The organism is Variovorax fucosicus (assembly GCF_030316825.1).
Lineage (GTDB): Bacteria > Pseudomonadota > Gammaproteobacteria > Burkholderiales > Burkholderiaceae_C > Variovorax > Variovorax fucosicus.
The window spans coordinates 160,837-182,017 of record NZ_JASZYU010000005.1 but is presented as its reverse complement, the minus strand read 5'-3'; the positions used below and the strand labels follow the sequence as shown (position 1 = coordinate 182,017).

The 21,181-nt window shown below is 67.0% G+C and carries 21 protein-coding genes and 1 riboswitch; of the genes, 2 read left to right on the top strand and 19 right to left on the bottom strand.

Annotated features, from left to right (window positions below):
- Positions 1-36 precede the first annotated feature (36 nt).
- The 3 genes from QTI05_RS25930 to QTI05_RS25920 form a co-directional block, all read right to left on the bottom strand.
- Positions 37-1,656 carry a carboxyl transferase domain-containing protein gene (locus tag QTI05_RS25930; RefSeq protein ID WP_286621308.1) on the bottom strand — a complete coding sequence of 540 codons (1,620 nt, stop codon included), beginning with the start codon at positions 1,654-1,656 and terminating at the stop codon, positions 37-39.
- 82 nt (positions 1,657-1,738) lie between these two features.
- The gene (locus tag QTI05_RS25925) at positions 1,739-3,403 is read right to left on the bottom strand and encodes an AMP-binding protein (protein ID WP_286621306.1); all 1,665 of its coding nucleotides are present in this window, start codon (positions 3,401-3,403) and stop codon (positions 1,739-1,741) included.
- Between the two features lie 10 nt (positions 3,404-3,413).
- Positions 3,414-4,586, bottom strand: coding sequence for an isovaleryl-CoA dehydrogenase (locus tag QTI05_RS25920; protein WP_286621304.1), 1,173 nt, complete (start codon positions 4,584-4,586; stop codon positions 3,414-3,416).
- Between the two features lie 129 nt (positions 4,587-4,715).
- Between QTI05_RS25920 and QTI05_RS25915 the strand changes: the two genes are divergently transcribed.
- A complete protein-coding gene (locus tag QTI05_RS25915) occupies positions 4,716-5,780 on the top strand; it encodes an AraC family transcriptional regulator (protein ID WP_286621302.1) in 1,065 nt (354 codons plus the stop codon).
- Here QTI05_RS25915 and QTI05_RS25910 read toward each other — a convergent pair.
- From QTI05_RS25910 to QTI05_RS25895, 4 genes are all read right to left on the bottom strand, one after another.
- Positions 5,735-6,211, bottom strand: coding sequence for a phage tail protein (locus QTI05_RS25910; RefSeq protein WP_286621300.1), 477 nt, complete (start codon positions 6,209-6,211; stop codon positions 5,735-5,737). The two genes, QTI05_RS25915 and QTI05_RS25910, sit on opposite strands and share 46 nt — an antisense overlap.
- Positions 6,208-6,657, bottom strand: coding sequence for a phage tail protein (locus tag QTI05_RS25905; RefSeq protein ID WP_286539541.1), 450 nt, complete (start codon positions 6,655-6,657; stop codon positions 6,208-6,210). Before QTI05_RS25905 ends, QTI05_RS25910 begins: the two co-directional genes overlap by 4 nt.
- 81 nt (positions 6,658-6,738) lie before the next feature.
- Positions 6,739-7,587, bottom strand: coding sequence for a PA4780 family RIO1-like protein kinase (locus tag QTI05_RS25900; RefSeq protein WP_286621298.1), 849 nt, complete (start codon positions 7,585-7,587; stop codon positions 6,739-6,741).
- A 34-nt stretch (positions 7,588-7,621) separates the two neighbouring features.
- The gene (locus tag QTI05_RS25895) at positions 7,622-8,266 is read right to left on the bottom strand and encodes a hypothetical protein (protein WP_286621296.1); all 645 of its coding nucleotides are present in this window, start codon (positions 8,264-8,266) and stop codon (positions 7,622-7,624) included.
- A gap of 171 nt (positions 8,267-8,437) precedes the next feature.
- Here QTI05_RS25895 and QTI05_RS25890 point away from each other — a divergent pair, with 171 nt between their 5' ends.
- Entirely contained in the window at positions 8,438-8,695 is a 258-nt protein-coding gene (locus QTI05_RS25890; RefSeq protein WP_286539547.1) for a hypothetical protein, read from the top strand.
- A gap of 25 nt (positions 8,696-8,720) precedes the next feature.
- Here QTI05_RS25890 and thiC read toward each other — a convergent pair whose 3' ends face one another.
- From thiC to QTI05_RS25830, 12 genes are all read right to left on the bottom strand, one after another.
- Positions 8,721-10,604 carry a phosphomethylpyrimidine synthase ThiC gene (thiC, locus tag QTI05_RS25885; protein ID WP_286621294.1) on the bottom strand — a complete coding sequence of 628 codons (1,884 nt, stop codon included), beginning with the start codon at positions 10,602-10,604 and terminating at the stop codon, positions 8,721-8,723.
- A 72-nt stretch (positions 10,605-10,676) separates the two neighbouring features.
- Positions 10,677-10,789: riboswitch (TPP riboswitch) on the bottom strand.
- 29 nt (positions 10,790-10,818) lie between these two features.
- Positions 10,819-11,520, bottom strand: coding sequence for an HAD family hydrolase (locus tag QTI05_RS25880; RefSeq protein ID WP_286621293.1), 702 nt, complete (start codon positions 11,518-11,520; stop codon positions 10,819-10,821).
- Between the two features lie 21 nt (positions 11,521-11,541).
- Positions 11,542-12,492 carry a rhodanese-like domain-containing protein gene (locus tag QTI05_RS25875; protein WP_286621292.1) on the bottom strand — a complete coding sequence of 317 codons (951 nt, stop codon included), beginning with the start codon at positions 12,490-12,492 and terminating at the stop codon, positions 11,542-11,544.
- Between the two features lie 23 nt (positions 12,493-12,515).
- A complete protein-coding gene (locus QTI05_RS25870) occupies positions 12,516-13,310 on the bottom strand; it encodes a DUF3047 domain-containing protein (protein ID WP_286621291.1) in 795 nt (264 codons plus the stop codon).
- 156 nt (positions 13,311-13,466) lie between these two features.
- Positions 13,467-13,889, bottom strand: a complete 423-nt coding sequence (locus tag QTI05_RS25865; RefSeq protein ID WP_286539556.1) for a YchJ family protein — start codon at positions 13,887-13,889, stop codon at positions 13,467-13,469.
- 8 nt (positions 13,890-13,897) lie between these two features.
- Positions 13,898-15,028 (bottom strand): acyl-CoA dehydrogenase family protein, encoded by a 1,131-nt coding sequence (locus tag QTI05_RS25860; protein ID WP_286539557.1) that lies wholly within the window; start codon positions 15,026-15,028, stop codon positions 13,898-13,900.
- A gap of 19 nt (positions 15,029-15,047) precedes the next feature.
- Positions 15,048-15,677, bottom strand: coding sequence for a pyridoxamine 5'-phosphate oxidase family protein (locus QTI05_RS25855; protein ID WP_286539558.1), 630 nt, complete (start codon positions 15,675-15,677; stop codon positions 15,048-15,050).
- Positions 15,674-16,924 (bottom strand): glutamate carboxypeptidase, encoded by a 1,251-nt coding sequence (locus QTI05_RS25850; protein ID WP_286621289.1) that lies wholly within the window; start codon positions 16,922-16,924, stop codon positions 15,674-15,676. Before QTI05_RS25850 ends, QTI05_RS25855 begins: the two co-directional genes overlap by 4 nt.
- A gap of 23 nt (positions 16,925-16,947) precedes the next feature.
- A complete protein-coding gene (locus QTI05_RS25845; protein WP_286621287.1) occupies positions 16,948-18,132 on the bottom strand; it encodes an acetyl-CoA C-acyltransferase in 1,185 nt (394 codons plus the stop codon).
- Positions 18,133-18,155: 23 nt separating this feature from the next.
- Positions 18,156-19,976, bottom strand: coding sequence for a bifunctional isocitrate dehydrogenase kinase/phosphatase (gene aceK / locus QTI05_RS25840; protein ID WP_286621285.1), 1,821 nt, complete (start codon positions 19,974-19,976; stop codon positions 18,156-18,158).
- 18 nt (positions 19,977-19,994) lie between these two features.
- On the bottom strand, positions 19,995-20,723 hold the full coding sequence (gene can / locus QTI05_RS25835; protein ID WP_286539565.1) for a carbonate dehydratase: 729 nt from the start codon (positions 20,721-20,723) through the stop codon (positions 19,995-19,997).
- Between the two features lie 41 nt (positions 20,724-20,764).
- On the bottom strand, positions 20,765-21,169 hold the full coding sequence (locus tag QTI05_RS25830) for a MerR family transcriptional regulator (protein ID WP_286539567.1): 405 nt from the start codon (positions 21,167-21,169) through the stop codon (positions 20,765-20,767).
- Between the last annotated feature and the right edge of the window lie 12 nt (positions 21,170-21,181).

The window sequence follows — 21,181 nt, the reverse complement described above, 5'->3', positions numbered from 1 at the left end:
GGACAGCGTGAACAGCGTGCGAAAGCTGCATCGCAGTCACATGCGGAAGATGCCGAACTTCGGCTCGGGGATCGGCGCATTGCGCGCAGCGGCCAGGCCGAGTGCCAGCACGCGGCGCGTGTCGGCCGGGTCGATGATGCCGTCGTCCCACAGGCGCGCGGTGGCGTAGTAGGGGTGGCCCTGGTCTTCGTACTGCTGGCGGATCGGCGCCTTGAAGGCTTCTTCTTCGTCCTTGCTCCAGCTGCCGCCCTTGAGTTCGATGCCGTCGCGCTTCACCGTGGCCAGCACGCTGGCGGCCTGCTCGCCGCCCATCACGCTGATGCGCGCGTTGGGCCACATCCAGAGAAAGCGCGGGCTGTAGGCGCGGCCGCACATGCCGTAGTTGCCGGCGCCGAAGCTGCCGCCGATGATGATGGTGAACTTGGGCACGTTGGCGGTGGCCACGGCCGTCACCATCTTGGCGCCGTGGCGCGCGATGCCCTCGTTCTCGTACTTGCGCCCGACCATGAAGCCGGTGATGTTCTGCAGGAACACCAGCGGAATCTTGCGCTGGCAGCACAGCTCGATGAAGTGCGCGCCCTTCTGCGCCGACTCGCTGAACAGGATGCCGTTGTTGGCGATGATGCCCACCGGCATGCCCTCGATCTCGGCAAAGCCGCAGACCAGCGTGGCGCCGAAGCGCTGCTTGAACTCGTGGAACTCGCTGCCATCGACGATGCGGGCGATGATCTCGCGCACGTCGAAAGGCTTGCGCGTGTCGGTGGGGATCACGCCGTAGAGTTCCTCGGGCGGGAACGCGGGCGCCTGCCCCTCGGTGGCAGTGGCCGGCGCAGCCGTCGCGTTCAGGTTCGCCACCGCCGAGCGCGCCAGTGCCAGCGCGTGCAGGTCGTTCTGCGCCAGATGGTCGACCACGCCCGACAGCCGCGTGTGCACATCGCCACCGCCCAGGTCTTCGGCCGTGACGACCTCGCCGGTCGCTGCCTTCACCAGCGGCGGACCGCCCAGAAAAATCGTGCCCTGGTCCTTGACGATGATCGATTCGTCGCTCATCGCCGGCACATAGGCGCCGCCGGCCGTGCACGAGCCCATCACCACGGCGATCTGTGCGATGCCTTGCGCACTCATCTGCGCCTGGTTGTAGAAGATGCGGCCGAAGTGGTCGCGGTCCGGGAACACCTCGTCCTGGTTCGGCAGGTTCGCGCCGCCCGAGTCGACCAGGTAGATGCAGGGCAGGTGGTTCTGCTCGGCAATCTCCTGTGCGCGCAGGTGCTTCTTGACGGTGAGCGGGTAGTAGGTGCCGCCCTTCACCGTCGCGTCGTTGCACACGATCATGCAGTCGACGCCGCTCACGCGGCCGATGCCGGTGATCAGCCCGGCGCCGGGTGCGGACTCCGCGCCCTTGCCGTCGAGGTACATCGCATGCGCGGCCAGCGGCGCGATCTCGAGAAAGGGCGTTCCGGGGTCGAGCAGTTCGGCCACGCGGTCGCGCGGCAGCAGCTTGCCGCGTGCCACATGCTTGGCACGCGCCGCCTCGCCGCCGCCCTGCTCCACTTTCGCGAACTGCCGGTGCAGGTCATCGACCAGCGCGCGCATCGCGGCCGCATTGGCCTGGAAGTCCGCAGAGCGGGCATTCAACTTCGTCTCGAGTCTGCTCATTGAGCCCCCTTGTTCGGCACTGTCGTGTCCTCACTTCCCCGCACGGGGGAGCGAGCTTGCTGGAAGCGGTTCTGCGCGGCGCTCATGCGGTCTTTTCCTCGTTCAGCCCGAGCTGATCCTTCATCGCGTCGCGAATCTTGAATTTCTGGATCTTGCCGGTCACCGTCATCGGGAACTCGGTGACGAAGCGGATGTATTTCGGCACCTTGTAGTGCGCGATCTGGCCCTTGCAGAAATCGCGGATTTCGTCTTCGGTCGCGCTCTGGCCCGGCTTCGCGATGATCCAGGCGCACAGCTCCTCGCCGTAGCGCCTGTCGGGCAGGCCGACCACCTGAACGTCCTGCACCTTCGGATGGCGGTAGAGGAACTCCTCGATCTCGCGCGGGTAGATGTTCTCGCCGCCGCGGATCACCAGATCCTTGATGCGGCCGACGATGTTGACGTAGCCCTCGTCGTCCATCGTGGCCAGGTCGCCGGTGTGCATCCATTGCTCGGCGTCGATCGCCTCGCGGGTCTTCTCTTCGTCTTCCCAGTAGCCATGCATCACCGAATAGCCGCGCGTGAGGAATTCGCCTGAGCTGCCGCGCGGCACGGTGGCGCCGGTCTCGGGGTCGACGATCTTGATCTCTATGTGCGGCTGCACCGTGCCCACCGTCGACACGCGCTTGTCCTGCGGCGTGTCGGTGCTGCTCTGGCAGCTGACCGGGCTGGTTTCGGTCATTCCGTAGGCGATGGTGATCTCGCGCAGGTTCATCTGGTCGACCACGCGCTTCATCACCTCGGTCGGGCAGGGCGATCCGGCCATGATGCCGGTGCGCAGGGTCGACATGTCGAACTCCGCAAAGCGCGGATGGTCGAGTTCGGCGATGAACATGGTCGGCACGCCGTGCAGGCCGGTGCACTTCTCGGCCTGCACCGTTTCAAGCACCGTCAACGGGTCGAAGCCGTCGTTCGGGTACACGATCGCGGCGCCATGCGTGAGGCAGGCCAGGTTGCCCAGCACCATGCCGAAGCAGTGGTACAGCGGCACCGGAATGCAGAGCCTGTCTTCGGGCGTGAGCTTCATGCACTCGCCGATGAAGAAGCCGTTGTTCAGGATGTTGCGGTGCGTCAGCGTCGCGCCCTTCGGGAAGCCCGTGGTGCCGCTGGTGAACTGGACGTTGATGGGGTCGGTGGCCTTCAGCGTCCGGCCGATCTGCGCGATGCGCGCGTCGTCCGGGTCGCCGCTGGCGAGCAGGGCCGAGAAGCGCTGCATGCCGGGCTGGTCCGCATCTTCCGCCTTGTCGATCCACACGGTGTGCTGCAGCAGCGGCAGCCGCTTCGGCCCCAGCTCGCGCAGCATGCCGAGGTAGTCGCTGGTCTTGAAGCGCGCCATCGTCACGAGCGCCTTGACGCCGACCTTGTTGAGCGCGTACTCGAGCTCCGAGGTGCGGTACGCCGGGTTGATGTTGACGAGGATCAGCCCGACCTTGGCGGTTGCGATCTGCAGCAGCACCCAGGGCACGTTGTTGTGCGACCAGATGCCGACACGGTCGCCCGGCAGCAGGCCCAGGTTCAGCAGCGCGCTGGCGAGCCGGTTCGACTCGGTCTGCAGCGCACGGTAGCTGAAGCGCTGGCCTTCGTGGCGGCTCACGAGGGCCTCGCGATCCGACTGCTTCGCGACCATGTCGTCGAAGAAGGCGCCGATCGGCTGTTCGATCAGCGGGACGTCGGTGGCGCCTTTGGCGTAGCTCGGGGTCGGTGCCATGGCGCAGGCCTCAGGAGGTTTCGGCGAACAGCTCGCGGCCGATCAGCATGCGGCGCACCTCGCTGGTGCCGGCGCCGATCTCGTACAGCTTGGCATCGCGCCACAGCCGCTCGACCGGGAAATCCTTGGTGTAGCCCACGCCGCCCAGCGTCTGGATCGCCTCGCCGGCCATCCAGGTCGCCTTCTCGGCCGAATACAGGATGGCGCCGGCCGCGTCCTTGCGGAAGGTGCGCGCATGGTCGTTGCGGTCGCAGGCCTTGCCCACGGCGTACACATAGGCCCGCGTGGCCTGCCAGGTCGAGTACATGTCGGCCAGCTTGCCCTGCATCAGTTGGAACTCGCCGATGCTCTGGCCGAACTGCTTGCGCTCGTGGATGTACGGCAGCACCGCGTCCATGCAGGCGGCCATGATGCCGAGCGGGCCACCCGAAAGCACGGCACGCTCATAGTCGAGCCCGCTCATCAGCACCTTGGCGCCCATGCCTTCGCCGCCCAGCACGTTCTCTTCGGGCACTTCGCAGTTGTCGAAGAACAGCGGATAGGTGTTGCTGCCGCGCATGCCGAGCTTGTCGAGCTTGGTGCCGGCCGAGAAGCCCTTGAAATCCTTCTCGACGATGAAGGCCGTCATGCCGCGCGCGCCCATCTCGGGTTCGGTCTTGGCATAGATCACCAGGGTGTCGGCATCGCCGCCGTTGGTGATCCACATCTTGGCGCCGTTGAGCACGTAGCGGTCGCCCTTCTTCTCGGCCCTGAGCTTCATGCTCACGACGTCGGAGCCGGCGTTCGGCTCGCTCATGGCCAGTGCGCCGACGTGCTCGCCGCTCACCAGCTTGGGCAGGTATTTCTTCTTCTGGGCTGCGGTGCCGTTGCGGTGGATCTGGTTCACGCACAGGTTGGAGTGCGCGCCGTACGAGAGGCCGACCGAGGCCGAGGCCCGCGACACCTCTTCCATTGCCACGATGTGCGCGAGGTAGCCGAGCTCGGTGCCGCCGTATTCCTCCTTCACCGTCATGCCGTGCAGGCCGAGGTCGCCCAACTTTTTCCAGAGGTCGTGCGGGAACAGGTTGTCGCCGTCGACCGCGGCCGCGCGCGGCGCGATCTCGTTGGCGGCGAAATCCTGGATCGCGTCGCGCAGCGAATCGATGGTCTCGCCCAGGTCGAAGTTGAGTCCGGGATCGTGCATGGGGCTTGTCTCCTCTGAGGGGTCTGGCGCGGCGGGTAGTCCCGCGCGCAAAACCGCAGCTTACGCCCTGCCGCGCCGCATTTGGCGCCACAATGGTTGCAAATCGCGCCACCTGTGGCATCACGAACCATGGCCTCCTCCCCGCTTCTTCCATCCGGCCGCGCAGCCACGCCGATGGCCTTCGTACGAGCGATCGTCCTGGCCTATTCGCGCTATGGCGTGGACCCGAGAGAGGCCCTTCAGCAGGCACAGATTGCGCCGCGCGATGTGGCGCGGCCGCTGGCCCACGTGACCGCCGCGCAGTTCGAGGCATTGAACGCGCACGCCATGCAGGAGCTCGACGACGAGGCGCTTGGCTGGTTCGCGCGCAAGCTGCCGTGGGGCAGCTACGGCATGCTGTGCCGCGCCTCGCTGGGGTCACCCGATCTCGGCGTGGCCATCAAGCGCTGGTGCCGCCATCACCGCCTGCTGACCGACGACATCGTGCTCGATCTGCAGGTCGCGGCCGGCATCGCCACGGTGACGATCACCGAGCACCGGGCGCTCGGCGCCTTGCGCGAGTTCTGCCTGGTGTCGAGCCTGCGCTTCCTGCATGGCTACGCCTGCTGGGCGATCGACTCGCGCATCTCGCTGCGCGAAGCGCACTTTCCGTTTGCCGCGCCGCCCCACCGCGAGGCCTATCCGTTGATGTTCAGCGGCGCACTGCAGTTCGATGCCGCCCAGGCGGGCTTCAGCTTCGACGAGCGCTACCTGGCGCTGCCGCTGCAGCGCGACGAGCGCGCGCTGCGCACGATGCTCAAGCGTGCGCTGCCGCTCACGGTGCTGCAGTACCGGCGCGACCGGCTGCTGGGCCAGCGCGTGCGCGAGCTGCTGCGTGCGCGACCGGCAGAGGCCGCGAACGCCGACGCACTCGCAACGCTGCTGCACCTGTCGACCCGCACGCTGCATCGGCAGTTGCACGAGGAAGGCGTGTCGCTGCAGGCGCTCAAGGACGACGTGCGGCAGGCGCAGGCAGTCGACCAGCTGCGCCGCACCACGCGGCCGATCAAGCAGATCGCGCTGGCCGTGGGTTTTCGCAACGAGAAGAGCTTTTCGCGCGCGTTCCGCGCATGGACGGGCGCCACGCCGGGCGAGTTCCGGCGCAGCGCTCAGCCCATCTCCACCCTGTCGAAGGCCAGCGACAAGGTCTCGTAGAGCAGCCCCGGCACCTGCGCGTTGAGCGGCGAATAGGCCAAGCTCACCGGCGACGCCTTCAGGAAGCGCCAGCGCATCACGGTCACCGTCATGTCGGCGGCAAGCAACTCGACCGTGACCGTGCGCCGTGGCGGCGGCTTGCGGGCATCGCGCGCCAGCACCCACCACTGGTACAGGTCCAGCGCGCCGGTGGCGGCCCGGCGCAGCACCAGGTACGCAGGGGTCGGCGCGGCCAAGGCCGGGCCCGCCACCCGGTCCGCCGTCGGACCCGCCTCAGGGTGCGCGAGCATGAATTCCGGAAACACTACCTCGCAGAATCCGGCTTCCGGCGCGCGCGGGTCACCCATGCCGAGATCGACCAGGAAGTTGCCGCTGGTCAGCGGCCGCTGCAACGCGGCCCGGGTGTCCGGCCGCCGGGCCCTGGGGCTCATTCGAGTTCCAGGCGCTCGCAGGCCAGCACCATCTCCTCCATCGCCACGTCGCTCGACTGCGCGTTGAAGGGGCCGCTGGTGTGTTTGATGATGCGCGCACGCAGCAACCTCCAGGTTTGCACCGGCTCGTGCGCTTCGTTCAGCAGATGGACGACGACCGTGCGCGTCGCGTTGGCGTCGCCATTGCGGATCTGGTCGAGCCATTGGTAGAGCTGGAGCGAGCCCATCAGGCCGCGCCGGAAATGCACGTCGCCCACTTTGTTCAGCCCGGTCAGCTTGGTGACGCTGTTCTCTCGGGCGTTGCCGTTGCGGTATTCGATGACGGCCACTTCCGTCCCGATGCCGCTGACTTCCTGGAAACCGGCGGCCGGCCCACCGGTCTCGCCATCGCCGAGGTCGACCAGAAAATTGAACCCTGCATACGGTTTGTCGCGCAGTGTGGCCATGCGGTGCTCCTTGCGCCTGCCGGGAGGCGGCGAAAGGCGAGCGTAGCGAGGCGCCGCCCTTGCGGCGACATGTCTTGCGCCCTAGGCCGGTCGTACCAGTCGCAGGCGCCGCGCGGCCTCTTCGGCCCGTGCATCGTCTACTTCGCGCAGCACGCCGCCCACGTCCACCGGGCCGGCCGCACGCTCGAAGGCACCCGTCAGCGCCGTTTCGGGCGACAGGACGCCGCGCTCGTACAGGTGCCAGATCTCCTCGCCGAAGCGCGTGCGCAGCAGCTCGGGTGCGAACTGGCCGAAGAAGCCCTTGAGGTTGTCCACGTCGCGCAGCAGCATGCGCCGGGCGTGGTTGTTGCCCGCGGCGTCCACCGCCTGGGGCAGGTCGATGATGACCGGGCCGTCGGCCGCCAGCAGCACGTTGAACTCCGACAGGTCGCCGTGCACGACGCCGGCGCAGAGCATGCGCACCACTTCCCGGATCAGCGTGCCGTGGTGCCGGCGCGCATCGTCGGGCGAAAACACCACGTCGTTCAGGCGTGGCGCCGCATCGCCTTCGGCGTCGGTCACCAGTTCCATGAGCAGCACGCCGTCGCAGAAGTTGTGGGGCTCGGGCACGCGCACGCCGGCCGCAGCCAGGCGGTAGAGCGCATCGACCTCGGCGCTTTGCCAGGCGGCCTCGGTGGCCTGGCGGCCGAACTTCGTGCCCTTGGCCATGGCGCGCTGGAGGCGCGAGTTCTTGACCTTGCGGTTCTCGGTGTAGTCGACCGCCTGGCGAAAGCTGCGCTGCGTCGCTTCCTTGTAGATCTTGGCGCAGCGCGTCTCGTCGCCGCAGCGCACCACGTAGACCATCGCTTCCTTGCCGCTCATGAGCTGGCGCACCACGCTGTCGATCAGGCCCTCTTCGATCAGGGCCTGGAGTCTGGGGGGTGCTTTCATCGGCCCATTTTGCGCCGTGTCGGCCCGGGCGCCGCTACGCGCCGAATAACTTGCCGCCCAGTGCGAACGCCCCGCCGACCAGAACCGCCACGGCGCCGAGCACGCTCCACAGTTGCGTCGGCTTGAGCCCGGCGACCAGTTCGCCGACCGTCATCTCGGTGGGCGCCTTGGCCGTGGCGACCTTTTTCGATGGCTGCAGCATCTTCTGCTTCCAGCTGGCGAGCACGCCATTGAACTCCGTGGTCGCCAACGCCCCCGCTTCGGGCTTGACCCATTGCACGTACCAGTCGTTGCCGCGTTCCAGCAGGCCTTCGCTCCGGATGCCGGCCTCCACAACCACCAGCAGGGGATGACCGCGGCTGTAGGCCATCGCCGCCTCGATCTGGTTCCAGGGCGTGGGCAGCCGGATGTCGGCCAGTTCGGCCTGCTTCGGCCCGCCACGCTTGTCCAGCCCGGTGGCGAAATACGAACGCTCCAGCGCGATCACGACGGTGCCGGCGCACTTGTCGAGCAGCTCGGTCACGGCTTTCAGCGGTGCATCGGCGCTGAAGGCGTTCCGGCCGACCGTGTGCGGTATCAGGCCCTCGCTTCGAAGCCGGTCTTCGACGGCACGCACGAAGGCCTCCTGCTGGTCATTGGCGGTTCCGCCGACACTGACGAAGACATTGATCTCGTTCATGGAGGGCACCCGTGGCTGCATGCGCGCCGGCGCATGTGTTGGCGCTCCCTTGTTGGGGGCCGACTTTGCCTTGGCTTCGGGCCTTCGGCAAGTGTGGGTACGTGCCGCAGAGCACGGCCGGCCGCGCCAGAATGGTGGCTTCACCCTTTCTCCACCCCAGGAGGATTTGCGATGACCATCCGGATCGGCACGCTGTGCTACGTCGACAGCAGTTGCGAGGCGAGCCCCGCCACCCGCGACGCGGTCGGGCGCATCGTCGAGGTGGTGTCGGCCCCCTATGAGGCGCCCGATGAAAGTTACCTGCCCGGCACCTACTACGACGTGGCGTTCGAAGGCTGGACCTACTTCTGCCGCAGCGACAAGCTGCACCCGATTTCCGATCCAGGTGCAGATGTCGGCGAGTGGCAGGAAGAAGCGCTGAAAGCCTGAGCCCGCGTGGCGCCGCCCTGGCGGCTCAGGCCTGCGGCTGGATCGGGATGTAGATCTCGCCGCCGCCGGCCTTGAACTCGGCCGACTTGCCGACCATGCCCTGCGCCAGCGCCTCGCTTTCGGCCAGGCCCTTGGCCGCCGCGTACTCGCGCACCTCCTGCGTGATCTTCATCGAGCAGAACTTGGGGCCGCACATCGAGCAGAAGTGCGCCGTCTTGCTCGCGTCCTTGGGCAGGGTTTCGTCGTGGAAGTCGCGCGCGGTGTCCGGATCGAGGCCCAGGTTGAACTGGTCCTGCCAGCGGAACTCGAAACGCGCCTTGCTGAGCGCGTCGTCGCGCGAGCGCGCGCCGGGGTGGCCCTTGGCGACGTCGGCCGCATGGGCCGCGATCTTGTACGCGATGATGCCCTGCTTGACGTCGTCGCGGTCCGGCAGGCCCAGGTGTTCCTTCGGCGTGACGTAGCAGAGCATCGCGGTGCCGGCCCATCCGATCATCGCGGCGCCGATGGCGCTGGCGATGTGGTCGTAGCCCGGCGCGATGTCGATGGTCAGCGGGCCGAGCGTGTAGAACGGCGCCTCGTGGCAGGTCTTGATCTGCTCGTCCATGTTGGCCTGGATCATGTGCATCGGCACATGGCCAGGGCCTTCGATCATGGTCTGCACGTCATGCTTCCAGGCCACCTGCGTGAGTTCGCCCAGCGTGCGCAGCTCGGCGAACTGCGCCTCGTCGTTGGCATCGGCGCCGGAGCCCGGGCGCAGGCCGTCGCCGAGCGAAAAGCTCACGTCGTAGGCCTTCATGATGTCGCAGATGTCCTCGAAGTGCGTGTAGAGAAAGCTCTCCTGGTGGTGCGCGATGCACCACTTGGCCATGATCGAGCCGCCGCGCGAGACGATGCCGGTCATGCGGTTCGCGGTGAGGTGGATGAAGGGCAGGCGCAGCCCGGCATGGATGGTGAAGTAGTCGACGCCCTGCTCGGCCTGCTCGATCAGCGTGTCGCGGTAGATCGGCCAGGTGAGGTCTTCGGCCACACCGCCCACCTTCTCCAGCGCCTGGTAGATCGGCACCGTGCCGATGGGCACCGGCGAGTTGCGCACGATCCAGTCGCGCGTGGTGTGGATGTTCTTGCCGGTAGACAGGTCCATCACGTTGTCGGCGCCCCAGCGGATCGCCCACACCAGTTTTTCCACTTCTTCCTCGATGCTCGAGGTGACGGCCGAGTTGCCGATGTTGGCGTTGATCTTCACCCTGAAGTTGCGCCCGATAGCCATCGGCTCGACCTCTGGATGATTGATGTTGGCCGGAATGATGGCGCGGCCGCGTGCCACTTCGTCGCGCACGAACTCGGGCGTGATGATGCGCGGAATGCTGGCACCCATGGGGTTGCCGGCGACGCGCCGTGTGCGCTCCTCGTTGGCCAGGTACTCGGCCATCCACTCGCGCTTGCCGTTTTCGCGCAGCGCGACGTATTCCATCTCGGGCGTGACGATGCCGCGGCGCGCGTAGTGCATCTGCGTGACATTCGCGCCGCTTCTGGCGCGGCGTGGCGTGCGCTGCAGCGCGGCGGCCTCGGCACGCAACTGCGCGATGCGCTCGGCCTCGCGGTCTTCATTCTTGGCGCCATCGTCGAGCGCCGCGCGCAGGCGGCCTTCGTAGCTTTCGGTGTCGCCGCGTTCGGCGATCCAGGCGGCACGCACGTCCGGCAGGCCGCGCCGCACGTCGATTTCCACCGCGGCGTCGGTGTACGGCCCCGAGGTGTCGTAGAGCGAGACGACCTCACCGTTGGTCAGCGCCACGTCGCGTACCGGCACGCGCAGGTCGGGCCGGCTGCCGGCAATGGCGGACTTGGTGGAAGCAGGAAAGGGCTCGCGCGTCAGCGTGAGCAACGAGGCGAACTTGTCGATGGCATTCATGGGGCACTCCTGGTTTGAAAAGGGGTGCTCCGCAATCGCTCGACGGATCCCGGGCCTGAATGGACTCCCGGATCGGGGAACTGCAGCTCTTCTTCCGCCGGTACTAACCGGTTCAAGTTCGCGGGTTCGGCCTGGTGGATGGCCATCTCAGCACGCTGTCTTCGCGTGCACCCCGGAGCGAGGCGGATTCTAGTCCTGCTCCGGCGAATACCGGTCAGCCGACCTGCGGCACTGCACGCCAGGCTGCCAGCAGCGCCGGCAACTGCGCCATGTCGACGAACACCTCGCGCACGCCGATGGCGCGCAGTGCGTCGGCACTGCTGTGGCCGAGCCCGCCCGGGCTGTAGCCGAATACCGTGGCGCCGGCCGCAATGCCGGCGGTGGCGCCGGTGACCGTGTCTTCGACCACCGCGCAGCGCGCCGGGTCGACGCCGAGCGCCGCCGCCGCGGCCAGGTACACGTCCGGGAACGGCTTGCTGCGCGGCGTTTCGTGGCCGCTGAAGATGCGGCCCTCGAACGCATCGAGCAGGCCGATTTTTTCGAGCTGCAAGCGCACCTTGCCGCGGTCTGCGCCCGAGGCGCACGCGATGCGCCCGTCCAGCGTGGCATGCAAGGCCCGCACGGCGGCCGGCGCCCCGGGGATTTCGACCAGGTCGCGATCGAGCGCGGCATTGCGACGCGCCCAGAACCCCTGCAGCCAGTCTTGCGTGACCGCGACGCCGGTGCGTTGCGCGATCAGGGCGGCCTCGTCCTTGACCGCCTTGCCGACGAAGATGCGCATGCACTCGTCGCGCGTGAGCACCCAGCCGAGTTCTTCCAGCATGTCGCGCAGCACGCCGTTGGTGATGGGTTCGGAGTCGACCAGCACGCCGTCGCAGTCGAACAGCACGGCCTCGAAAGGGAAATGATGGGGCATCCGCCGATCGTAGCAACCGATCTAGGCCGCGACCGGGTCGGCGTCCGGCGACAGGGCGGCCTCCGCGGCCATCCAGGCGTCGAGCCCGCCCGCGAGCACACGCACGCGCGGCAGGCCGGCAGCCAGCAGAACGCGCGCCGCGGCGATCGCCGAGGCGTCATCGGGGCAGTCGCAGAACACCACGAGCTCGCGGCCATCGGCCAGCGCGCCCAGGTCTTTGGGCAGGCGCTTGAGTTCGATGCCGACGGCGCCCGGAATCGCGCGGTCGTCGAGGGCGCGCGACGCCGCACCGCGCACGTCGATCAGCGTGGGGCCGTTGCTGCCGGCCAGCGCCTCGCGCAGCACGTCGATGTCGATGTGCTCGATGTCGTCGGCGCGCAGCGCCATGCGGCGCATGTAGTAGCGCCACATCAGGAACAGCGCGAGCATCGCGGCACAGAACACCGCCGCCGTGAGTCCGATGTTCGACAGCACCGTGAGCACGTCATTGATGGCCGAATGGAAGATGCGGCCAACCAGCAGGAAGCCGAGCGTCCAGATCAGCGCCGCCGCCGTCTCGTACGACAGGAAGCGGGTGTTCGACATGCCGAGCGCACCGGCCATCGGCGGCGCCACCACCGAAACGCCCGGCACGAACTTGGCGGCGATCAGGGACAGCCCGCCCCAGCGGCCGAGGATCGCCTCGCTGCGCCGCACGCAGGAGTCGGCAGAGAGCGAAATGCGGCACAGCAGGCGCATCACGCGATAGCCCCAGCGCCGCCCGGCCAGGAACCAGACGCCGTCACCGAGGATGTTGCCGATCACGGCGGCCAGCACCGCCGCCGCGAACGACACCTGCCCGCCGACCGAAAGCCCGCCCGCCACGATCAGGAAAGGCACCGCCGGCACCGGCGCACCGAGGCGCGCCGCCAGCGTGGCGACGAACACCACGGCAGCGCCCTGATTGGCAAGAAGTGCGACGAGATCGTTCATGGGAAAAGCGTGTGGCCCGGCACTCACTCCGCCGTGGCAGCGGCCGCCGAAGGTGACGCAGAGGCATTCTGCGCGGGAGTGCCCGGGCGCAGGTCGAGGTCGGAGAAATAGGCCAGGCCGTGACCATGGGTGTTGTCTGCGTCGGCCGACACCGCGACCGCCACCACGTCGGGCACGGTGCTGCCGGCCTCCTGGCCGAACGCGCGCCGGTAGTCGGCCAGCAGGTTGCGGCGCTCGGACAGCCAGCCGCCCGGCACGGCGGTAGCGCCCGACTCGAGCACCACCATGCGCATGCGGTTGGTGAATGCGTTGACCAGCGAGGTGCCCTTGGGCTCCTTGTTGTCCCAGACGTAGCAGAGCACTTCACTCGGCACGTCCTCGCCGCTGGCAGCGCGGGCCAGCGTGAGTTTGGCGCGCTCGGCAAACGAGAGCCGGTCGGCCGGAAAGTCGAAAAACACGCAGAGCTTGGCCGCGCCGTCGTCGCCGGCCTTGGTGCGCAGGTCGGCGCCCTGCACGAACTGGTCGACCCGCCAACGCCAGGCCAGCGTCGGTTCGCTCTGCAGCGGCACCAGCGTGCGGTGCACCAGGTTGCCATACGACTGGTCGGCCTCGACCTTGAGCACCCGCTGGCTGCCCTGCTGCACGACTTCGAAGCGGGTCGGCGTCTTGTTCGGCAGGCTGGTGAAGTGCCAGGGTGCGGGCGGCTGCTCGCTCTTGGCATTGGAAAACGGGCGCAATGCCTCGGCCGAATCGGCCTGCGCGAGCGTACAGACCGCCATCGCGGCGGCGCAAAGGAAGGGTTGGATGCTGCTGGCCATGGCCAAGCGTCTTTCGGGTCGTGCTGTGTTGTGCTGTTTTAGCAGGCGCCTGCGGCGCCTGCATCGTCACTGGAAGGGAGTTTGCGCCTTGCGGCGGGCGGGATAAAGCCCCTGATTGGAATCAATATGTCTCTGCCTTGCAAACAATGCACTGGCTCAGAGCATCGCGCCGTCGAGGTAGTACCAGCGAACCAGGTCATCCGGCGCGCCGGCCTCGCGCACGAAGCGGCTGCGCTCATGCAACCGGCTGGCCCGGCCCGAGGCATCGCGCTGGCGTGCGACGAACTCGACTTCGGCATGCTCGCCGTCGCTCATGCTGCGTGAGCGTACTTCCAGGCCCAGCCAGCGCACGTCGGGATCGAAGCTCACTTGCGCGGGCCGCTGGCTCGCGTGCCAGGTCGCCAGCAGGTAGTCGGCACGCTCGCGCACGAAGGCCGTGTAGCGCGAACGCATCAGCGATTCGGCATCGGGCGCAGGCACCGTGTCGAAATGGTCGAGGTAGCGGCCACAGCACTGGCCGTAGGGCAATGGCCGGGCGCGCTGGTCGCTGCGGCCGCAAGGGCAGGAAGGGTCGGCCATCGGCGGGTTCAGGCCAGGGCGCGTTGAATCAGGAGTTTCTGGATGTCCGACGTGCCTTCGTAGATCTGGCACACACGCACGTCGCGGTAGATGCGCTCCAGCGGAAAGTCGTTGACGTAGCCATAGCCGCCCAGCGTCTGGATCGCGGCGCTACAGACCTTTTCGGCCATCTCGCTGGCGAACAGCTTGGCCATCGCCGCTTCTTTCAGGCACGGGCGACCGGCATCGCGCAGGCTCGCGGCGTGCCAGATCAGTTGGCGCGCAGCTTCGAGTTGCGTGGCGCATTCGGCAAGGCGAAAGCCCACGGCCTGCTGGTTGAAGATGCTGCCGCCGAACGCCTGGCGTTCCTTGGCATAGGCCAGCGCCACGTCGAACGCGCTGCGCGCCATGCCCACGCTCTGCGCGGCGATGCCGATGCGGCCGCCTTCGAGCGCGCCCAGCGCAATCTTGTAACCCTCGCCCTCCTGGCCGATCAGGTTCTCGGCGGGAACACGGCAGGCGTCGAAGTTGATCTGCGCCGTGTCGCTGCTGTGCTGTCCCAGCTTGTCTTCGAGCCGCGCCACGTTGTAGCCCGGCGCATCAGTGGGCACGAGGAAGGCGCTCATGCCCTTCTTGCCGGCCGCCTTGTCGGTCATCGCGATCACGATAGCGACCTGGCCGCTCTTGCCGCTGGTGATGAACTGCTTGACGCCGTCGATGACGTAGCCGTCGGCATCGCGCTTTGCGGTGGTGCGCAGGCTCGATGCATCGCTGCCGGCCTGCGGCTCGGTCAGGCAGAACGCGCCGAGCATCTGGCCCTGTGCGAGCGGCTGCAGCCACTGCTTTTTCTGCTGCGCATTGCCGTAGCGCATGAGGATCGCATTGACCGGGCAATTCGTGACGCTGATGGCTGTGCTGGTGCCGCCGTCGCCGGCCGCGATTTCTTCGAGCACCAGCGCAAGCGTGAGGTAGTCGAGCCCGGCGCCGCCGTCTTCCTCCGGCACGCAGATGCCGTAGGCGCCAAGTGCGGCGAGGCCCTGGTGCGCTTCTTTCGGAAAGCTGTGCTCGCGATCCCAGCGCGGCGCGTTCGGCCAGAGCTCGGCCTGGGCGAAATCGCGCACCGCATCGCGGATGGCTTCCTGGTCGGGGGTCAGCAGCATGGGGTTTCTTTCGGGAGGTTCAGGCGCCGGGCCGCTGCTCTTCGGCGAGCTGTGTGCGGTAGCGCGCGAGCATGTCGTCCTGCGATTCGGTGGCCGCCACGGCACCCATCTGGTCGCTGATCATCTGGTTCATCGTCGGCAAGGCTTCGCGTGCACCCCAACTGTCGGGCTGCCAGAGCTGCGAGCGCATGAAAGCCTTGGCGCAATGGAGGTAGGCCTCCTGCACCGCCACCTCGATGACCAGTTTCGGCCGTTGGCGCTCGTGCGCGAACAGGTCGATGAGGCCAGCCTCGTCGCGCAGCCGCGCGGTGCCGTTGACGCGCAGCGTCTCGTCCACGCCGGGGATCATGAAAAGCAGGCCGAGGCGCGGATCGGCCAGCAGGTTTTCCAGCGTGTCGAGCCGGTTGTTGCCGCCTGCATCGGGCAGCAGCAGGGTGTGGGCATCCGGCGATTTCACGAAACCCGGTGCGCCGCCGCGCGGCGACGCGTCGAGCAGTCCGCCGCCCTGCCCTGCGCTGGCGATCACGCAGAACGGCGCGAGCGCAACGAAGCGGCGGCAGTGCACATCAAGCTGCGCAAGCTGCTTGCGCAGCGCGCGCTCACCGGGTTGCGCATAGCGCGCACGCAATTGTTCGGGTGACGTGATCACTTGCCTTGGCCCAGCTCCATGATGAGGCGCGCCGCCATGTACAGACGGCGCGGGATCGCATCGATCAATATGTACTCGGCCTTGTCGGTGTGATAGCCGAAGCCCGGCAGGCCCAGGCCTTCGATCACCGGCTTGCCCGACAGCGATGCATACGCCGCGTCGGTGCCGCCGCCGGTGCGCTCCTCGACCTCGATGGTGCCACCGGCCTCCTTGTAGAAGCCCATGGCCTTTTCGATCAGCTTCTTGCCGCCCTCGCCCGCGTTGAAGGCCGGTCGGCCCCGCGTGACGACGATCGCGACTTCGGAACCCGGCACCTTTTTCTTCTGCGCGCGTTCTTCGAGCGTCTTCATGGCGGCCTCGAAGTCCTCGTTGCGCGCATAGCGCACGTCGGCGTTCACAGTGGCGCTGTCGGGAATGATGTTGTTGACGGCGCCACCCTTGACGATCGTCCAGTTGAAACGCAGCCCCTTGGACTTGTCGTCGATGTCCATGGTGCGCAGCACCAGGTCGGAAGCCTCGACCACCGCGTTGATGCCAAGCTCGGGCGCCGCGCCCGCATGCGAGGCCTTGCCCTTGATGTTGGCCTGCACGTAGGCAATGCCCGAGGTGCCGAGCGAGAACTTCTCGCTCTCGGCACCGGTCGGCTCGAACGAGAGGACGTAGTCGGCCTGCCTGGCTTCTTCCTGGATCAGGTCGCGCGAGCCGAACGAGCCTTTTTCCTCGTCGGTGTTGAACAGCACGGTGATGGTGCCGTAGTCGCGCACGCCATAGGTCTTGAGCAGCTTCAGCGTGTGCAGGATCACGGCGTTGCCGCCCTTGTCGTCGGCAATGCCGGGGCCATAGGCCTTGTTGCCTTCGATGCGGAACGGCGCCTTGGCCAGCGTGCCCTTGAGGTAGACGGTGTCCATGTGCGACATCAGGAGCAGGTTCTTGCCGCCCTTGCCCTTGAGCTTGCCGACGATGTTGTCGCCGACCACGAGGCCGGCCGACTTGCTGCGCGCGACGGTGAAGCCCAGTGCCTTGAGTTCCTCTTCGAGGTACTTGCCCGCGGCGGCCAGGCCCTCGGCGTCACCGGTACCGGTTTCGATGTTGACCAGCTTCTCGAGCGTCTTGATCACGGCCGGCTGCTCGGCCGTGGCCGCGTCGAACAGCGCGTTGTCGCGCTTCTGCTGGGCGAAGGCGGCCGGCGCCAGCAGGGCCGAGCCCAGCAGGGCGGCGATCAGGGCGCGGTGAAAAGGCAGGTGCATGAAATTCTCCGCAAGCGTTCAGATCAGATCAGTTCGAGCGCGACAGCCGTGCCTTCGCCCCCGCCGATGCACAGCGTGGCCACGCCACGCTTTAGCCCACGCGACTTCAGCGCGTGGATCAGCGTGACCATGATGCGCGCACCGCTGGCGCCGATCGGATGGCCCAGCGCGCAGGCCCCGCCATGCACGTTGACGATGTCGTGCGAAACCTTGAGCTCGTGCATCAGCGCCATCGGCACCACGGCAAACGCCTCGTTGACTTCCCACAGGTCGACGTCCTTCACGCCCCAGCCGGTCTTCTTGAACAGCTTGTCGACGGCACCGACCGGCGCGGTGGAAAACCACTCGGGCTGCTGCGCATGCGTGGCATGGCCGACCAGCCGGGCAATCGGCTTGGCGCCGATCTTCTTCGCGTGCGATTCGGTCATCATGACCAGCGCCGCCGCGCCGTCGTTGATCGACGAACTCGATGCGGCCGTGATGGTGCCGCCGTCTTTCTTGAACGCCGGCTTGAGCGTGGGAATCTTGTCGAGCTTGACCTTGCCCGGGCCTTCGTCGATCTCGATCACCGTGTCGCCGCTGCGGCCCTTGACGGTGACCGGCGCGATCTCGGCCTTGAAGGCGCCCGAGGCGGTGGCGGCCTTGGCGCGCTCGACACTGGCAATCGCAAACGCATCCTGCTGTTCGCGTGTGAACTTGTACTTGGCCGCGCAGTCCTCGCCGAAGGTGCCCATGGAACGGCCCGGCTGGTAGGCGTCTTCGAGGCCGTCGAGCATCATGTGGTCGAAGATGCGGTCGTGGCCCATGCGGTAGCCGCCGCGGCCCTTCAGCATGAGGTAGGGCGCGTTGGTCATGCTTTCCATGCCGCCCGCGACCATCACGTCGTGCGTGCCGGCCAGCAGCATGTCGTGCGCGAACATCGCGGCCTTCATGGCCGAGCCGCACATCTTGCTGAGCGTGACGGCGCCGGCACTGTCGGGCAGGCCGCCCTTGTAGGCCGCCTGCCGCGCCGGCGCCTGGCCCTGGCCGGCCATCAGGCAGTTGCCGAACAGCACCTCGCCGACGCTGTCGGGCGCAATGCCGGCGCGCTCGACCGCCGCCTTGATCGCGGCGCCGCCGAGGTCATGCGCCGCAAGGGAAGAAAAGTCGCCCTGGAAGCCGCCCATGGGGGTGCGGGCTGCGCCGACGATGACGATGGATTCGGACATGGGAATGGTCTCCTTCGGATTGTTCAGAAATACGGCGCATGGCCGTCGTGGTGAAAGCGCTGCGCCTCGTCATAGGGAAAGACGTCCAGCATCTGGCCGGCCTGGATGCGTTCCTTGTGGCTCTGCCAGAAGGTGGCTTCGAGCAGATCGGCATGGTGGGCCATGAAGGCCTCGCGCACATGGTCGTTGCCAAGCAGAAAGGGGCCGAAAGTCTCGGGGAACACGTCTTTCGGGCCGACCGTGTACCAGACCTCGCCGCTCATCTCTTCTTCCTCGTTGCGCGCCTCGGGCACCTTTCGGAAATTGCAGTCGGTGATGTACTCGATCTCGTCGTAGTCATAGAAGACGACCTTGCCATTGAGTGTGACGCCGAAGTTCTTCCACAGCATGTCGCCCGGGAAGATGTTGGCCGCCACCATGTCCTTGATCGCATTGCCGTACTCGACAACCGCGCGCTCGAGCTGTTCTTTTGCACGCCGGGCATGGGCCGCGTTGTCGGGCTGTGCCAGCTGGTCGAAGGCTTCCTGCAGGTAGATGTTGAGGGGGATCATGCGGCGCTCGATGTAGACGTGCTTGAGCACCACTTCCATTTCGCCGTTGCCGTCGCGGTCGCCGATTTCGAGCTGGCTCGGCGCGAACTTCTCGATCTCGGCGATCAGTTCGGGCTCGAAGCGGTCGAGCGGAAAGCCCACGTCGCTGTATTCCAGCGTGTCGGCCATGCGGCCGACGCGGTCGTGGTGCTTCACGAGCATGTACTTGCCCTGGATCTGCTCGCGCGTGGTGTCCTTCTGCGGCGGGTAGTAGTCCTTGATGACCTTGAACACGTAGGGGAACGACGGCAGGTCGAACACCAGCATCACCATGCCCTTGATGCCGGGCGCGATGCGGAAGCGGTCGCTGGAGTAGTTGAGGTGCGACAGGAAGTCGCGGTAGAACAGCGTCTTGCCCTGCTTGGCCAGGCCCAACGCGTTGTAGATCTCAGCGCGCGGCTTGCGCGGCATCAGCGAACGCAGGAACTGCACGAAGGCCGAGGGCACTTCCATGTCGACCATGAAGTAGGCACGCGCAAAGCTGAACAGCATCTGCAGGTCGTCTTCGCCGAACAGCGCGGCATCGACATAGAACTTGCCGGCCTTGTCGTGCAGGATCGGCAGCGCGAACGGCAGCTCGATGAAGCCGTTGATGATCTTGCCGACGAGGTAGGCGCCCTTGTTGCGGTAGAACAGGCCAGACAGCACCTGCAGCTGGAAGTTGGCGCGCAGCTTGACCTGGTGAAAGCGCCCGAGGATGGCCGCCGCCACGCGCTCGGCGTCGCGCCGGCGGTTGGCAAACGCACCCAGCAGGGCGTAGTCGTCGATCACACGCTCGATCGTGTCGGCCAGCGTCTCGTGCCTCGGGTAGTAGGCACGGTAGGTCGGTGCGCCGCGCGGCTCGATGTACTCGGTGCTGATGGCCGGCCGCACGAAGATGAAATCGTTCTGGAAGTAGGCGCGGTGCAGGATCTTGGTGGTCACCGAGTTGAAGAAACTCTCGGCCAGCTCGGGCTGGTGGTGGTTCACCAGCAGGCCGATGTAGTGCAGCTTGACCTGGTGCCACACATCCATCGGTTGGTCGTCGGCCTTGAATTCCTTCTCGAGCCGGGCCACGGCCTCGCTCACCCGCAGGTCGTAGAACTCGATGCGCTCACGCTGGGCCCGCTGCTGGCCGTGCCAGTCGGCGGTTTCGAAGCGGTGCTTGGCACGCGCCGACTCGGCCCGGAACAACCGGTAGTGCCGGTTGAAGCCATCCATCATCGCCTTCGCGATGTCGTAGGCAAGCGGCGAGTCAAGGCGTTGCGGGAACATGCGGCGATCGGTCGGCGATCAGTCGGCGGCGGGCTGGACGGCGGCAGGGTGGATGACCGCAGGGTGGTGGTGCACCGGCTCCTCGGGTGGCTTGCTCCACTTGTAGCGGATCCGCTGCACGGCGGCGCGGTAGAGCGTGTCGAGCGGCTGGCTGCCATTGACCGTCAGCCCCAGGTCCTGCAGCAGGCCATCGTGCACGCCGAAGGCCCAGCCGTGGATGCTCACCTCCTGGCCGCGGCTCCAGGCGTCGACCATGACCGTGCTGACCGCCACATTGACCACCTGCTCGGCGACGTTGAGTTCGCACAACGCGTCGGCGCGCATCGCTTCGGGAAAAGTCTTCAGCATGACCCGATGCCGGTCGCGCACGTCCTGGATGTGGCGGATCCAGTTGTCGGCCAGGCCGATGCGCGCACCTTCGAGGGCCGCCTGCACGCCCGAACAGCCATAGTGGCCCACCACCATGATGTGCTTGACCTTGAGCCGCTCCACCGCGAACTGGATCGCCGACAGCGCGTTCAGGTCGGAGTGCACCACGATGTTGGCCACGTTGCGGTGCACGAACACCTCGCCCGGCTCCAGTCCTGTGATCTGGTTGGCCGGCACGCGGCTGTCGGAGCAGCCGATCCACATGTATTGGGGCGTCTGCTGCTTCACCAGGCTGGTGAAGAAACCGGGGCGCTCGCGCTCCATTTGCGAGGCCCATGCACGGTTGTGCGCGAAGAGGTCTGGAAGTGTGTCTGACATGGCGGTATTGTCGATGAGCAATGGAATTGATGCGGCAGGGTTCAGCCCGCCCTTGGCTTGAGTGCGCGCGCCAGCGTGGCCTTGGTCTTTTTCTCCTGCGCGCGCACTTCGTCGAGGTTGGCCTGCAGTTCGGCGAGCCGGCCCTCGAGTGTGGCCCGGTGTGCGCCCAGAACCCCCAGAAAGCGCTGCAATTGCGCCACCGTGTCCTGCGGGCTGTCGTACATGTCGAGGATGTCTTTCGCCTCGGTCAGGCTCAGGCCGAGCCGCTTGGCGCGCAGCGTGAGCAGCAGGCGCGCCCGGTCGCGCGCCGCGTACACGCGCTGGCGCCCACCCGGGCCGGAGCGCGCGGGCGTGAGCAGGCCCATGTCCTCGTAGAAGCGGATCGCACGCGTGGTGAGATCGAACTCGCGGGCCAGTTCGCTGATGGTGAAGGTCTGCGGATCCATTCGGGTCGGTGG